Here is a 12,489-nt window from a genome sequence, read left to right as displayed (position 1 = left end):
ATAGGCGCACCATTTTATAGGCGGAACTGTATCATGTAATAGGTGAATTGTAGTCGTTGAAGGACAGCCGGGGGTGAGAAGATGAAAAAGGACGTTGAGGCATTCCGAATATTTGTTCAGAAACATCCTAAGCTGATAAGTGAAGTCCGTTCAAATAATCGTACGTGGAGGGATGTCTATGAAGATTGGTATTTCCTTGGAGCAAATCATGAAAGCTGGAAGGCTTTTAAGGCCGAAAAGGATCAGGATACGTTAAAAACCGATAATTTCAGGGGACTGAAGGAAAGAAAACAGAAACAGGAACCGGAATCGGCTGAAGAACATTCTAAAAAAGAAATTACAGTCGGAGATGTTTTTTCCATGTTTCGAGACATCAATGTCAGTGAAATTCAGCAGCATATTGTCCAATTCAGCGGTGCGATAGAAGGCATTCATCAGTTGCTGAAGCAGTTCCAGGGCAGTAAATCAGTTCAGGGCCCGCCGTCAAATTCAAAGGATAGTTATTTTTCAGTATTTAAAGACTAAGGGGTGTGACGGATGAGAAGGGAAATTATTGACTATTTAAATACTAGACCAGATCTTAAGTTTTTTATTCGGGAGCAGCCTAGATGGTATCGGGATCTAACGAGAAATCCCCTCCTGCTGGAAGTGATGGAAAGTGAAGCGAATGTGTTTTTTGGGAGGACATTTGGCCAGCGGATTGATAAGTTCCACAATCAAGTGAAAACAGTGGGATTGATGATTGATTTTCTGAGCATGATGGGAAAAGGAGAAGACCTATAGGCCTGCTATAGGCTTCTCTTTTCACCATAATAAAGGTCATACTTTGCTTACCGGTCCAACTCAGCTGCTGTAAGATATTCATGAATTTTTTTCTCTGGAGATACGGCAAGGTGGTTAAAGGCCTGGTTTCCGAAAAGCACATTAAACTCTAGAATATAAAAACGGCCGTTCGCCGCAACGATATCAAAGCCTGCATGGTTGATATTGAGTCCTTGAGCAACACGAAGGACAAGCTCTAATGCTTCAGCAGGAATGTTATCGAATGAGAGGGTTCCGCCCTGGCTTACGTTATTATGAAAGCCGTTGCTGCCTATGCGCCAATAACTTCCAATAATCTCATTTCCAACTACGCATACGCGAAGATCACGGTCAATCGGAAGGTATTCCTGTATATAGAAAACATCGTTTGCTTTTGCATATTCTTCGAATTCTTGTTCGTTATGAATAAGAAATACGCCTTTGCCCATTGAATTACGAATCTCCTTGGCAACAAAAGGAAAAGGAAAAGTCTCCAGAACCTTGCGCTTGTTCTCATTGGAATGTCCTAGAATCTCAGTGTATGGAAGATTTTCTGGACAAACCGTCCATAACGCACGTGTCATCTCCATTTTGCTAAACCCGAGCTGAATACTTTCGATGCTCGGAAATATTTTTTTCTTCATTCCATATACCAACGAGTTAACCTGCCAGTTTTCCGGAAAAAGAAGGACGTCTGCTGCTTTTATTTTATCAAGCTCTTTGAACATGTTGTCAGGCTTTACATACTGTATGCCAGGGATTCCAATCGTTCTAAAAGGGTTAAACGTTACAAGTTTCATTGCGGTCCTCGCTCTCAAAGTCTTTCAAACGAGAGTATTATACTTTTTTTTATAAGAAGGAGTCAATGTTATGGAGGCGGTTTTTCTTTTATCTCATAATAATTTCGGCTATAATAATAAGATGAAGGTAGAAAGTATAAGTAATCACTGCAGGGAGTGAGAGGATGCTGGGATTAGTGCTGGATTTTGAATTGCTGGATGAATCCTATTCTCTCGGAAAGATGATAGCTGAATCAGAAGCTGCCATACAATACCGAGTGTGTAAATATAATCTTGAACAAGACGCAAATGCTCAGAAGCTCATCAATGAGTTCAACAAAACAAAAGAGCTGTATGAGGAAGTACAGCGTTTTGGAAAGTATCATCCAGATTATAAAACCGTATCAACAAAGGTGAGGGTTTTAAAAAGGGAACTCGATTTTAATGAGACCATAGCCGGTTTCAAAAAAGCGGAGAAAGAATTGGAAAGCCTGTTAAACGAATGCAGTTCCCTTATAGCGGGAAGCGTTTCAGAGCACATCAAAGTGCCGACAGGCAACCCATTCTTTGATTCAAAAAGCTGCAGCGGCGGTTGCGGAAGCGGAGGCGGATGCAGCTGCGGTTAAGGGCTCTCGAAACAGAGCTCTTATTTTTCTTTTATCTATGATAGCGGATACAATCTTCACAAAGGTTGCCGCAGCAGAACATCTTTTGTTGAGGAACGAGAAATCGGAACCGGTATACATATAAATGAGAATCTGTCCTGAAATAGGATATTTCTGCGTTCAGCCTTTTGCCCTTCATGGCTTGGATTGATCGAAGTTTTATCTCTTCCTCTATTTTCGTTCTGTCTGCTGATCCATCCGTTTTAATATAAAGAAACGGTATACCGGTGATGAGTTTTTTTTCTGCAGAATGGATAAAGGAAGTCTTCCGTGCGGCCTCGAGGAAGTCATTCCAAATGTTGTCAAGGTTCATAGGGGAAACTCCTTTTCTTAAATGGGATTAAATTGCAGACTGATAATAATCATGCTAGACTAAAAAAAATGATGGTGTTAAAGGAGTAATTTATGATTGGAAACCGAATGGGGCTTGCGGTTTATTTGCATTCACTGAAATTTTCAAAGCAGCTGAGGAGATATGGAAATGTACATTATATTTCAAAACGGTTGAAATATGCTGTTATATATTGCGATGCAGCAAAAATTGATGATGTTGCCGGCAAACTGGAATCTCTTCATTTTGTGAAAGAAGTGAAACGATCTCATAAACATGAGATCAAAACAGAATATGAAAGCAAGATCCCGGATAAAGCAAAAGAATATGATTACAAGATGGGATTATAAAAGACGATGACCCGAAAGAAGGATTGGGTCATCTTTTTATTTTATAACAATGGCGGAATTAGATAATTTAAACGCAAAATGCCGGTCAAATAGTGAAAATACAGTTCTTTTTCTTCGAAGTCTCCTGAAGGTTTCACGTCAAAGGTGATGATTTTCTTCTCCAGTTTCCGGGAGAGCCCTTCAAAAAGCTGATATCGCTTTGAATCTGCCGGAATCCCTTCCCGGCATATGTATAAAGGCTGGAATTTTCCTTCATCTGCGGGATGCAGTACTACGATGAATGAGGCTTTTTGAATCCCGTTGATTTCAGTTCTTAGACAGAGCAGCTGACTGAGTCTCTTTTTGTTCGTTTCGGCGATTTCCATTAGTTCATAAATATCTGAATAACCTTCTCCGAGTTCAATAAAACGCTGAATCATAGGATGCGTTGATCCCCCTTTCTTTCTTTGACTTTAGCACACAAGGCTGAGGCTGAAAAGGGAGTGGAGCTTTTTAAGAATCAAAAAAAAACCCGCAGAACATCTGCGGGTTGCCCAAGGATAGGTAAAAACACTTTTTACTATCTTTAAGGCGATGGGAGAGGAGAAACCGGAGGAAGAACTTATGGGGAAGTAAGTCTTCTCCGCGGTTGGCAACAACATCATTAGGGATGTTGTTAGGATTAGTATAGCCCTGCTCTAATTTTCTATACTTTAGGCTTGTAAAATAACTTGACAGTTTCTGTTTATTCTAAAAAAAGTGTGATAGGATAATGTTGAATAAGAGCTGGAAGCAGCCATTAATCGTAAATTGATATGTAAGGTGTGGAAAAATGAGAGTTATTTCAGGTGAATGCAAGGGCAGGCCTTTGAAAGCTGTTCCGGGACAGTCAACACGCCCCACAACAGATAAAATCAAAGAGTCACTTTTTAATATTATCGGCCCTTATTTTGATGGCGGAATTGGACTGGACTTATACGGCGGCAGTGGAGGGCTCGGAATAGAGGCTCTTAGCCGGGGAATGGATAAGATGATCTTTGTGGACCGTGACATAAAGGCAGCAGAGACGATTAAGAATAATATTAAAGCATGCCGTTATGAAGAAAAGACAGAAGTTTATAGAATAGAATCACAGCGAGCCTTAAAGGCACTGAAAAAAAGGGAGTTTCAATTTGACCTTGTGCTTCTTGATCCGCCTTATGCGAAACAGCGGATTGCCGACGACATAACAAAACTTGATGAATATGGCTTATTAAGCAAGGGAGTTCAGGTTGTAGCTGAACACGATCCTGGGGTGCTCCTCCCTTCATCGATCGGAAGTCTTGAAAGAGTGAGGGAAGAGACTTACGGAAGTACTAAGCTTTCTTTATATTTACGCAGAGAAGAGTAAATACATTGGACAAGAGGTGGAGACCATGCCGAATATAGCAGTTTGTTCTGGGAGTTTTGACCCAGTCACACTTGGACATTTGGATATTATCAAACGAGGCGCAAAGGTTTTTGATGAGGTTATCGTTGTAGTAGCGAAAAATCAGAGCAAAAGCCCATTATTTTCTGTAGAAGAACGGTTAGGCCTGCTACAGGAAGTGACAGGTGAACTTCCAAATGTCCGGATCGATTCATTCAGCGGACTTTTGATCGATTATGTTAAAAGCGTAGGAGCAAGCGTCATACTTAGGGGGCTCCGGGCAGTATCGGATTTTGAATATGAAATGCAGATTGCATCCATCAACAAAAAGCTGAACGAAGAAGTAGAAACGTTTTTTATGATGACAAACAATCAGTATTCCTTCTTAAGCTCAAGTATCGTTAAAGAGGCAGCTAAATACCATGCATCTGTAGAGGGACTCGTTCCCCCCGCCGTACAGGACGCATTAAAACAAAAGTTCAGTTCCCCCCTTTAATGAAAACGGGGGTTTTTTTTGTTGAGCGAATGCTTAAGACCCCAGATCAATATAGAAAGAATAAGAGCAGCAAGTGTCATATATGAACCTGCTTTTATAAAGAAGTGCCAATATTCATCCCAAGGGTACATCATCAATTGGTTCTGTGCCCAAACAGTTATTGATGTTTTGGAATGACTGTAAAGAAACAAGGGAAAGAACAGCGCTGCTAGTACAGAAGCATACAGACCGTGCAAAAGCCTGGCGAAAAAGAACGGTTTGAAGCGAATGTCCGTATCAGCAAGAATGCTGGCAACCTGAGCCTGAACAGAAAAGCCGCTGAAGGCGAGAATGAAACTGACAATAATGCATTGCTGTAAAAGCATGCTTGTGCTTTCGCTGGCGAGCTTGCTGCCGAGAGTGATCTCAAATAAGCCCGTTATGAGCGGATAGCTGAGGACGCCTGAAATAGAGAGGATCGAAAGACATTTTTCAAGCAGGTGTGCAAAGACAGGCGTTATCGCCAACAGGCTTAAAACCTTATTGATCACTGAAAACAAGATGATAAATCCTCCGATCATCAGAAGTGTACTGGTAGATGATTGAACAGCATCTCCTAACAGCTTTCCGATGGGCCGGCCGTCAGCCAGCCGGGCCTGATGCATTTTTTGCAGAGCGCTTAACGGCTTGAACCTTGTTAAAAAGCGGTTCGAATCTTCCCCTTTCATCATTTTCTTCCCGTGGAATCTCATGGTGAGGCCGACAAGAATGTTTCCTGCATAGTGGCTTAAGGCCAAAACGATACCGAGAGACGGATTGTTAAAAAAACCGACAGCCACTGCTCCAAAGATAAACAGCGGGTTCGAACAGTTCGTAAAAGAAACGAGTCTCTCTGCTTCAATCGTAGTGATTTCTTTTTGCTGCCACAGTCTGGCCGTAAGTTTGGCTCCAGCCGGAAAACCGGATGAAAGCCCCATGGCCCAGACGAATCCCCCAGAACCGGGAACCTTGAACAAAGGACGCATTAAAGGCTCAAACAGCACGCCGAAAAAATGAACAACACCAAACCCGATCAAGATTTCGGAAAGGATAAAAAAGGGTAAAAGAGAAGGGAAAACAACTTCCCACCACATCTCTAAACCGTCCAGCGATGCCGTAAACGCCGCTTTTGGAAAGATCATAACCGCAGCAGCGAGCGTGATCGCGGCTATAGAGAGTACGATAGATTTATAATAATTCCATTTCACTTTCATCCCCCGTTTCATCAAGTGAGACTAAAGAGCCATCCCTTGTCCATCTATATATTTATACGTATAGGCAAGTTAATTAGACCATATCTTAAAAAGGACAAAAGTTTTAGGAGGAGTCTGTAATGCAGAGGCCGATCATCGGTTTGGCACTAGGGTCAGGTGGAGCTAGGGGCTTTGCACATATAGGAGTAATCAAGGCACTCCGTGAAGCGGAAATACCGATTGATATGATCGCGGGAAGCAGTATGGGTGCCCTAGTCGGAGCTATGGTTGGAATGGGGCATAATAATGAGAATCTCATAAAAATGGCAACTTTATTTAAAAGAAAGTATTATATGGATTATACAGTTCCTAAAATGGGGTTTGTTTCAGGAAAAAAAATAAAAGAACTGGTCCGCCTGCTCACACAAAATAAAAAGATTGAAGACACCATCATCCCGCTTTCCATTGTTGCTACTGATTTGATCAAAGGTGAAAAAATTGTTTTTAGAAAAGGCCCGATTGCCGAGGCGGTCAGGGCAAGCATTTCCATTCCTGGCATTTTTGTACCTGAAAAAATAGGCGGCAGGCTGCTCGTTGACGGAGGAGTGATCGAAAGAGTGCCGGCTGCTGTTGTAAGGGAAATGGGAGCAGATATTGTGATCGCTGTAGATATCTCTCATTTTAAAGCTCAGCCGGAGATGGCTTCCATTCTGGATGTTATTGTCCAAAGCATTGATATCATGCAAAGAGAAATTGTCCGCTATCATGAGATCTCAGCTGATATTATGATCAGGCCGATGGTCGAACAATATAGCTCGACAGCTTTTAAGAATGTAAGTGAGATCATCTTAATTGGAGAAGAAGCAGGGAAAAGTAAAATTGAGATGATTAAAAGCAGAATTGAGAAATGGAAGGAGAACAATCATGAAAGACCATCAAAACCCCCGGAGATCGAGCCGGATTAGTAAATTATCACTTCTCGGGGTGATCGTGCTGGCGCTGGTCATCGCACTGTATCCACTGCCTTATTATGTGACATCACCGGGAAGTGCCAATGAACTGGCACCCATTATTCATGTAAAAGACGGCGATAAAGAAAAGGGAAGCTTTATGCTGACCACCGTACGGATCGGAAAAGCAAATATCCCTCAATATTTATATGCAAAAGTAAGCGATTACCGTGAACTTCTGCCGGCAAATGAAGTTCGTTCTGACGATGAAACAGATGAAGAATACAACCAGCGGCAGCTACAGATGATGCAGGATTCTCAGCACGCAGCTACAGTAGTAGCTTACCGGAAAGCTGGAAAAAATGTAAAAATCATCAGCAAAGGTGTCTACGTCACCGGAATTATTTCAGGTATGCCTGCAGAAGGAAAGCTAAAAGTCGGGGATGAGATTACGGAATTAGAAGGAAAACCGGTAAAAACAACAGAAGAGCTGCTAAAAAAATTGGCAGGGAAAAAAGCGGGAGACAAAGTGCAATTAAAAGTCCTCAGAGGCAAAAAGACATTTGCGAAAACCGTAGCACTTGCTAAATTCCCTAAAAAACTCAGCCAGAACAATGAAAAAAGAGCGGGCATCGGCATTACATATCCTGTAACAGATGTAGAGATTAAAGTTGATCCGCCGATCTACATAAAAACAAGTGAAATCGGCGGCCCTTCAGCAGGTTTGATGTTTTCTCTGGAAATCTTAAATCAGCTGACAAAAGGCGATATGACGAAGGGACACAAGATTGCGGGAACAGGAACGATTAATATTAATGAGGAAGTCGGGCCGATCGGCGGCATTCAGCAGAAGATTGTGGCAGCGGACAAAGCAGGTGCTGAAATCTTTTTTGCACCTGTCAGTGCCAACAATTACAAAGATGCTGTAAAAGCAGCGAAAGATATTAAAACGGATATGAAGATCATACCAGTTAAAAAAATGGATGACGCAATCAACTACCTGAACAAATTAAAATAAAATAGCAAAGACCTATAGAAAGTGGTCCTTGCTTCTGTCAAAGCGTAAGGGAGGAGTACTATACTCTTCCTTTATTTTTTTGGAAAGAACCGCTTGCGGATATCCGGCATAATAAATGGACGAGACACGCTGTTCCAGCTCCAGCATAGGGTGACTGTACTGTGAGACTGTGGTTACAATTGGTACAGTGACCTCTTTTTTGCGCATTCTTAAGTACTTCTGCCCATCACTGCTCATTCCCAGAATGCGTATGTATGGAGGCCCTTTGCGAACCCATTCTGCAGCTGTTTCTTTTTTAATATTGTGCAGGATATGAAGGCACATCCGCTGAAGCCTTGTCCATGTATAGCGTTTGGTTTTTAAGGCAGCCATAAACTCATGAAAATTATTTGCGCCTGAGATAACTGAACGGAGGCGGTGCTCCAAGCCCTCTTCTGTTTCATACAGCTCACTTAACTGTTCTGGTGTTGATGAGAGCAGTTTATACCGGAGGATTGGATATAATGACTCCCATGTAGTGAATTGTCCTGTTTCCTGAAGGTGACTCTCTAGTATATCCCGTGTATAATCTGGAACCGCTTCCTTAATTTCGTTTGTGCTTATATTTTCAGATTCAAATAAAGTCTTTCTTATGGCGGTTGCACTTGCAATTTTATGTGCAGTGATTTGATCTTCGTGATAGGCGGCCCCGATCCGTTTAATGGTATTAGGCTTGATGGAGAACTCCTGATCGAGGATTGCTTTTACATATTCAATGCCTAAAATATTATTGGGCTTGGCCAGATCGAGGGTATTGCTGCTTAACATAAGTGAATCGGCCGCAAGGGAAGAAGCCTTCGGAAATGAATACCCTTGTTTTATAAACGATTGAAAAGATTGATCATATAGAGTTTTATTCTTCTCCAGTTCTGAAATTGTATGGTAGAATGAATCCATGTTTCCTGATTCACTGCCAAAGCAGATAGCATCAACACCCATTTCATTTAAAAGAAAGACACTGGATTGTGCAAAAATAGGTGCAGGTGATACGGCGAACAGATAGGGTAGTTCAATAACAAGGTCAGCGCCTCCCATAAGGGCCGTTCTAGACCGGTCCCATTTCGAGAGGATGGCGGGTTCACCGCGCTGCAGGAAATTCCCGCTCATAACGGCAACAATTATGTCACTCTCTGATTGTTTTTTTGATTGTTGCAAATGATAAGAATGTCCATTATGGAAAGGGTTATATTCGACGATGATTCCGCAGGCTTTCACAGATTAACCTCCTTTTTGAATAAACATGGTACTTATTCTAGTTTAACGTTAATCGCTGATTCTTTAAAGAACATGCTGTAAAGATAATATGTTGACATTTCTCTTTATGGCCGATATAATTATTACTGTTGCCTTGAGGTGAAAATAGATGAATTGGTCACTACAGGAATTAAAAAACTTTTATCGAAAACCGCTTGAATTTGATGAGTATGTTGATGCAAGTGAACTAAAATCGCTTGATAAGGAAATTCGCGATATACCGCCTGTTCATGTTAGCGGACATGCCGATGTTACTCAGCAGAAAGCCACCTTTTACCTGAAAATTCAGGGAGAAATGGTTCTTCCCTGCTCAAACACATTGGCAGATGTCCATTTTCCATTTTCGATAAAGACAACCGAAATTTTTCTTCTGGATCCTTCATATACGGTACCGGCTGAAGAGGAGAACCTTCACACGGTTGAAGGGCATTTCCTTGATCTGATGCCTTATATACAAGAGCATATTCTGCTTGAAAAGCCGATCAAAGTGGTAGCCGGACCTGATGTTAAGGATAAGAAGGCTCCGCCTGAAGGAGAAGGATGGCAGGTCGTTACTGAGGAAGACCGCAAGAAGAAGATTGATCCCAGACTTGCGGATCTTGCCAAGTTTTTTGACAAAGACAAATCGTAAAATTGGAAAATCTGATGTATGTTTCAGACAAAACCAATACCCCATTTTAAGGAGGTGGATAACATGGCAGTACCTTTTCGCAGAACTTCCCAAACCCGCCAAGCAAAGCGCCGTACTCATTACAAGCTTGAAATGCCTGGTATGGTAAAATGTCCACAATGTGGAGAATACAAACTTTCTCACCGCGTATGCCGTGAATGCGGTTCTTACAAAGGAAAAGAAGTAATCAGCAGCAAATAAGAAGAAACAGGAAGCAAATCTGCTTCCTGTTTTTTTATATATATGTAAATTGAGGATTTATTGATCAATTAAAGGATTTTCCCGCTTAAAAACGAACTATATGTGTGACGTAAAGGGGGAATTAGATGGAAAAAGTACTGTATACAATTGAAGATGAGATCGGATGGATCACCATCAACCGTCCTGAAGTCAGAAATGCCGTGGATTTCGAGGTAATGGAGCAATTAGAGGAATACATAACTCAAGCCCGACAAAATGATAAAGTAAAAGTCTTAGTGATCAGAGGAGCTGGAAACCGGGCATTTTGTGCTGGGGGAGATTTACGGGCTTTTTCAGGTCTCAAAACAGAAAGACAAGCTCACATTATGCTTTCGAGGATGGGTGAAGTGCTGAAGAGCCTGTTTTTCTTCCCGAAGCCAACTGCCGCCTTGATCAATGGAACGGCAGTAGGAGGCGGATGTGAAATCGCGTCTGCCTGTGATGTCAGGATCGCTTCGGCGAATGTGAAGATGGGCTTCGTACAGGGAACGCTCGGGATTACAACAGGATGGGGAGGCGGCACCTATCTCATGGAGAGGGTACGGAAACTGGATGCACTGGATATGCTGTGGAGCGCAGGAAAGCTGACGGCGAAACATGCGGCCGACAAAGGATTTTTACAGTATCTGATAAAAGACGGTGACATTCAAACAGAGTGCACTAAATATTTAAGAAGGTATACGGAACATTCGGTTGATGTGCTGATGGCCTATAAACAGGTATATCTTCGCAGTCTTCCCTTCCAAGAAATTAATACAAGAGCAGATGAAGAAATAAAAACATGTGCAAAGCTCTGGGAATCAGAAAATCATCACCATGCTGTGGCAGCATTTTTCAATAACAGCAACTGATTTGCCTTGATCTTTTTACTAAGTATAGTATCCTGGCGAAATGGAAAACGTACGATGGAGACCTCTTATTAATAGAACAAAAGTCTATCTTTTCTATTAATTGCATAACTATGTAAAAACGACATAAAAGATGGAGGGATTAGGTTGACTGTTGTTCGCCAGGATGCTTGGAACCAGGAAGAAGATGTATTGCTAGCAGATGTTGTACTTCGCCATATCAGGGAAGGGAGCACTCAGCTGGCAGCGTTTGAAGAAGTGGGAGAAAAACTGTCACGTACTTCTGCGGCCTGTGGGTTCAGATGGAATTCTTTGATCAGAAAAAGGTATGAATCAGCCATCGCTATAGCAAAAAAGCAGCGGAAAGAAAGAAATAAAGATAAGATTGATTATGAGGAAAGCCGTGTAGACGTTTCGAGGCATGCTGGTAAAAGAGATGAATATGTCGTTGCGAAGGAAAAGTCTTTATCACTGGATGATGTCATTGTCTTCTTGAAGAATTTTAAATCTACTGAAGAACGCCGTTCGGGCCAAGAGCTGGCTAATCTTCGGAATCAAGTGGAGGAACTGAAAACACAAAATGCTCAGTTTCAGTCCCATATTCAGAAATTAAATCATGAATACCAGCTCGTTTGTGAAGATTATAAAGCACTGATAGAAATCATGGACCGTGCTAGAAAAATGGTGGCGACGGATGAAGAAGGCGGCAATCATCTGACATTCAAAGTAGATGGCCTTCAAAAACTTGAAAAATAAAAAAAGATGGCGCTCTCCGCCATCTTTTTTTATTTTTGCTTATTTAATTATAGCGCTTGTTCAGTTACCCCTTTTGGATAGGACACATAAGGGTTTTCCCCGCGGTCCCTTTCTTCATTGTAGGTAACGGCTTCAAAGCCCATTTTCTCCCAGAACCCGCTCGATTGCTGTCTTCCATTTGTTTTAATTGGAAGATTGAACGATTGTGCAAATTGAACCAGCGTTTTTCCGTAGCCTTTCCCTTGATACTGCGGCAGTACTTCCAGCTTCCACAATTCAAAATAATCCTGTGGTGGACTGAAATAACGGTCGTATGCTGCCTCAATTCTATATAAGCTCATCCTGGCCACTAATTTGTCGCCAAAATAGATTCCGTAAAAAGGAGACTCACTGTCATTTTCAATAATGTTATCTTGAAGATCCTCAAGCATAGACAGCTCCTGAATACCGTATTCTTTGAACTGTTTAAATTCTTCTAATGTTTTATAGTTGATGACTAAGCGTTTAACTGTATACGTTTCCATGGTGCTCATAACTCGTTCCCCCTCAAATGACTCTGTTGATTATGTTTCTTTTAGTATATACTAATTATGCGAAAAATTCTTTAAAAAAGAAATATTCGTTTTGTTGCCGCTTACAAAAGGAAAAAAATATTTTTTGTCGAATATACGACAATGAAGCATCGAAGGGAGGA

Annotated in this window: 18 protein-coding genes; 12 read left to right on the top strand and 6 right to left on the bottom strand. The window is 41.6% G+C overall.

All coding sequences use genetic code 11. From position 1 onward, the window contains the following. Positions 1–81: 81 nt before the first annotated feature. Positions 82–525, top strand: a complete 444-nt coding sequence (ylbD, locus tag OKX00_RS13915; protein WP_265407739.1) for a spore coat protein YlbD — start codon at positions 82–84, stop codon at positions 523–525. A gap of 12 nt (positions 526–537) precedes the next feature. Further along, a complete protein-coding gene (locus tag OKX00_RS13910) occupies positions 538–783 on the top strand; it encodes a YlbE-like family protein (RefSeq protein ID WP_265407738.1) in 246 nt (81 codons plus the stop codon). 47 nt (positions 784–830) lie between these two features. Here OKX00_RS13910 and OKX00_RS13905 read toward each other — a convergent pair whose 3' ends face one another. Beyond that, positions 831–1,601: an ATP-grasp domain-containing protein gene (locus OKX00_RS13905; protein WP_265407737.1), complete on the bottom strand. Its 771-nt coding sequence runs from the start codon at positions 1,599–1,601 to the stop codon at positions 831–833. A gap of 164 nt (positions 1,602–1,765) precedes the next feature. Between OKX00_RS13905 and OKX00_RS13900 the strand changes: the two genes are divergently transcribed. After that, the gene (locus OKX00_RS13900) at positions 1,766–2,206 is read left to right on the top strand and encodes a YlbF/YmcA family competence regulator (RefSeq protein WP_053354607.1); all 441 of its coding nucleotides are present in this window, start codon (positions 1,766–1,768) and stop codon (positions 2,204–2,206) included. Between the two features lie 31 nt (positions 2,207–2,237). Here OKX00_RS13900 and OKX00_RS13895 read toward each other — a convergent pair whose 3' ends face one another. Then, complete coding sequence (locus OKX00_RS13895) at positions 2,238–2,558, bottom strand: hypothetical protein (RefSeq protein ID WP_265407736.1); 321 nt, start codon at positions 2,556–2,558, stop codon at positions 2,238–2,240. A gap of 92 nt (positions 2,559–2,650) precedes the next feature. On the opposite strand from OKX00_RS13895, the gene OKX00_RS13890 reads away from it, so the two are divergent. Beyond that, positions 2,651–2,926 carry a YlbG family protein gene (locus OKX00_RS13890; protein WP_053354605.1) on the top strand — a complete coding sequence of 92 codons (276 nt, stop codon included), beginning with the start codon at positions 2,651–2,653 and terminating at the stop codon, positions 2,924–2,926. A 41-nt stretch (positions 2,927–2,967) separates the two neighbouring features. On the opposite strand, the gene OKX00_RS13885 is transcribed toward OKX00_RS13890, so the two are convergent. Further along, positions 2,968–3,345 (bottom strand): DUF7147 family protein, encoded by a 378-nt coding sequence (locus tag OKX00_RS13885; protein WP_265407735.1) that lies wholly within the window; start codon positions 3,343–3,345, stop codon positions 2,968–2,970. A 392-nt stretch (positions 3,346–3,737) separates the two neighbouring features. Between OKX00_RS13885 and rsmD the strand changes: the two genes are divergently transcribed. Both rsmD and coaD read left to right on the top strand, forming a co-directional pair. After that, entirely contained in the window at positions 3,738–4,295 is a 558-nt protein-coding gene (gene rsmD / locus OKX00_RS13880) for a 16S rRNA (guanine(966)-N(2))-methyltransferase RsmD (protein WP_062231595.1), read from the top strand. A 25-nt stretch (positions 4,296–4,320) separates the two neighbouring features. Continuing rightward, complete coding sequence (coaD, locus tag OKX00_RS13875) at positions 4,321–4,809, top strand: pantetheine-phosphate adenylyltransferase (protein WP_256225692.1); 489 nt, start codon at positions 4,321–4,323, stop codon at positions 4,807–4,809. On the opposite strand, the gene ylbJ is transcribed toward coaD, so the two are convergent. Then, a complete protein-coding gene (gene ylbJ, locus OKX00_RS13870; RefSeq protein WP_265407734.1) occupies positions 4,806–6,041 on the bottom strand; it encodes a sporulation integral membrane protein YlbJ in 1,236 nt (411 codons plus the stop codon). The two genes, coaD and ylbJ, sit on opposite strands and share 4 nt — an antisense overlap. A 119-nt stretch (positions 6,042–6,160) precedes the next feature. Between ylbJ and OKX00_RS13865 the strand changes: the two genes are divergently transcribed. Beyond that, on the top strand, positions 6,161–6,985 hold the full coding sequence (locus tag OKX00_RS13865) for a patatin-like phospholipase family protein (RefSeq protein WP_062231601.1): 825 nt from the start codon (positions 6,161–6,163) through the stop codon (positions 6,983–6,985). After that, complete coding sequence (locus tag OKX00_RS13860) at positions 6,945–7,988, top strand: SepM family pheromone-processing serine protease (protein WP_053354599.1); 1,044 nt, start codon at positions 6,945–6,947, stop codon at positions 7,986–7,988. The genes OKX00_RS13865 and OKX00_RS13860 overlap by 41 nt, the downstream gene beginning before the upstream one ends. A 12-nt stretch (positions 7,989–8,000) precedes the next feature. On the opposite strand, the gene OKX00_RS13855 is transcribed toward OKX00_RS13860, so the two are convergent. Continuing rightward, positions 8,001–9,242 (bottom strand): nucleotidyltransferase, encoded by a 1,242-nt coding sequence (locus tag OKX00_RS13855; protein WP_265407733.1) that lies wholly within the window; start codon positions 9,240–9,242, stop codon positions 8,001–8,003. 148 nt (positions 9,243–9,390) lie between these two features. Here OKX00_RS13855 and OKX00_RS13850 point away from each other — a divergent pair, with 148 nt between their 5' ends. The 4 genes from OKX00_RS13850 (at position 9,391) to OKX00_RS13835 (ending at position 11,795) form a co-directional block, all read left to right on the top strand. Continuing rightward, positions 9,391–9,912 carry a YceD family protein gene (locus tag OKX00_RS13850; RefSeq protein WP_053354597.1) on the top strand — a complete coding sequence of 174 codons (522 nt, stop codon included), beginning with the start codon at positions 9,391–9,393 and terminating at the stop codon, positions 9,910–9,912. A gap of 63 nt (positions 9,913–9,975) precedes the next feature. Further along, complete coding sequence (gene rpmF, locus OKX00_RS13845) at positions 9,976–10,152, top strand: 50S ribosomal protein L32 (protein ID WP_053354596.1); 177 nt, start codon at positions 9,976–9,978, stop codon at positions 10,150–10,152. A gap of 125 nt (positions 10,153–10,277) precedes the next feature. Beyond that, positions 10,278–11,042, top strand: a complete 765-nt coding sequence (locus tag OKX00_RS13840; RefSeq protein ID WP_091005311.1) for an enoyl-CoA hydratase/isomerase family protein — start codon at positions 10,278–10,280, stop codon at positions 11,040–11,042. A 144-nt stretch (positions 11,043–11,186) separates the two neighbouring features. Further along, a complete protein-coding gene (locus OKX00_RS13835; RefSeq protein ID WP_265407732.1) occupies positions 11,187–11,795 on the top strand; it encodes an RsfA family transcriptional regulator in 609 nt (202 codons plus the stop codon). 47 nt (positions 11,796–11,842) lie between these two features. Here OKX00_RS13835 and OKX00_RS13830 read toward each other — a convergent pair whose 3' ends face one another. Beyond that, on the bottom strand, positions 11,843–12,319 hold the full coding sequence (locus tag OKX00_RS13830) for an N-acetyltransferase (RefSeq protein WP_053358284.1): 477 nt from the start codon (positions 12,317–12,319) through the stop codon (positions 11,843–11,845). Positions 12,320–12,489: the final 170 nt, after the last annotated feature.

The sequence above is a fragment of the Fictibacillus sp. KU28468 genome, from assembly GCF_026153615.1.
Taxonomy (GTDB): Bacteria; Bacillota; Bacilli; order Bacillales; family Fictibacillaceae; genus Fictibacillus_C; species Fictibacillus_C marinisediminis.
This window is presented reverse-complemented; position numbering and strand designations above follow the sequence as displayed.

Excerpts from the sequence above, each read along its gene's own strand:
- ylbD (WP_265407739.1), top strand. The coding sequence starts at position 82 with ATGAAAAAGGACGTTGAGGCATTCCGAATATTTGTTCAGAAACATCCT.
- OKX00_RS13910 (WP_265407738.1), top strand. The coding sequence starts at position 538 with ATGAGAAGGGAAATTATTGACTATTTAAATACTAGACCAGATCTTAAG.
- OKX00_RS13905 (WP_265407737.1), bottom strand. The coding sequence starts at position 1,601 with ATGAAACTTGTAACGTTTAACCCTTTTAGAACGATTGGAATCCCTGGC.
- OKX00_RS13900 (WP_053354607.1), top strand. The coding sequence starts at position 1,766 with ATGCTGGGATTAGTGCTGGATTTTGAATTGCTGGATGAATCCTATTCT.
- OKX00_RS13895 (WP_265407736.1), bottom strand. The coding sequence starts at position 2,558 with ATGAACCTTGACAACATTTGGAATGACTTCCTCGAGGCCGCACGGAAG.
- OKX00_RS13890 (WP_053354605.1), top strand. The coding sequence starts at position 2,651 with ATGATTGGAAACCGAATGGGGCTTGCGGTTTATTTGCATTCACTGAAA.
- OKX00_RS13885 (WP_265407735.1), bottom strand. The coding sequence starts at position 3,345 with ATGATTCAGCGTTTTATTGAACTCGGAGAAGGTTATTCAGATATTTAT.
- rsmD (WP_062231595.1), top strand. The coding sequence starts at position 3,738 with ATGAGAGTTATTTCAGGTGAATGCAAGGGCAGGCCTTTGAAAGCTGTT.
- coaD (WP_256225692.1), top strand. The coding sequence starts at position 4,321 with ATGCCGAATATAGCAGTTTGTTCTGGGAGTTTTGACCCAGTCACACTT.
- ylbJ (WP_265407734.1), bottom strand. The coding sequence starts at position 6,041 with ATGAAAGTGAAATGGAATTATTATAAATCTATCGTACTCTCTATAGCC.
- OKX00_RS13865 (WP_062231601.1), top strand. The coding sequence starts at position 6,161 with ATGCAGAGGCCGATCATCGGTTTGGCACTAGGGTCAGGTGGAGCTAGG.
- OKX00_RS13860 (WP_053354599.1), top strand. The coding sequence starts at position 6,945 with ATGAAAGACCATCAAAACCCCCGGAGATCGAGCCGGATTAGTAAATTA.
- OKX00_RS13850 (WP_053354597.1), top strand. The coding sequence starts at position 9,391 with ATGAATTGGTCACTACAGGAATTAAAAAACTTTTATCGAAAACCGCTT.
- rpmF (WP_053354596.1), top strand. The coding sequence starts at position 9,976 with ATGGCAGTACCTTTTCGCAGAACTTCCCAAACCCGCCAAGCAAAGCGC.
- OKX00_RS13840 (WP_091005311.1), top strand. The coding sequence starts at position 10,278 with ATGGAAAAAGTACTGTATACAATTGAAGATGAGATCGGATGGATCACC.
- OKX00_RS13830 (WP_053358284.1), bottom strand. The coding sequence starts at position 12,319 with ATGGAAACGTATACAGTTAAACGCTTAGTCATCAACTATAAAACATTA.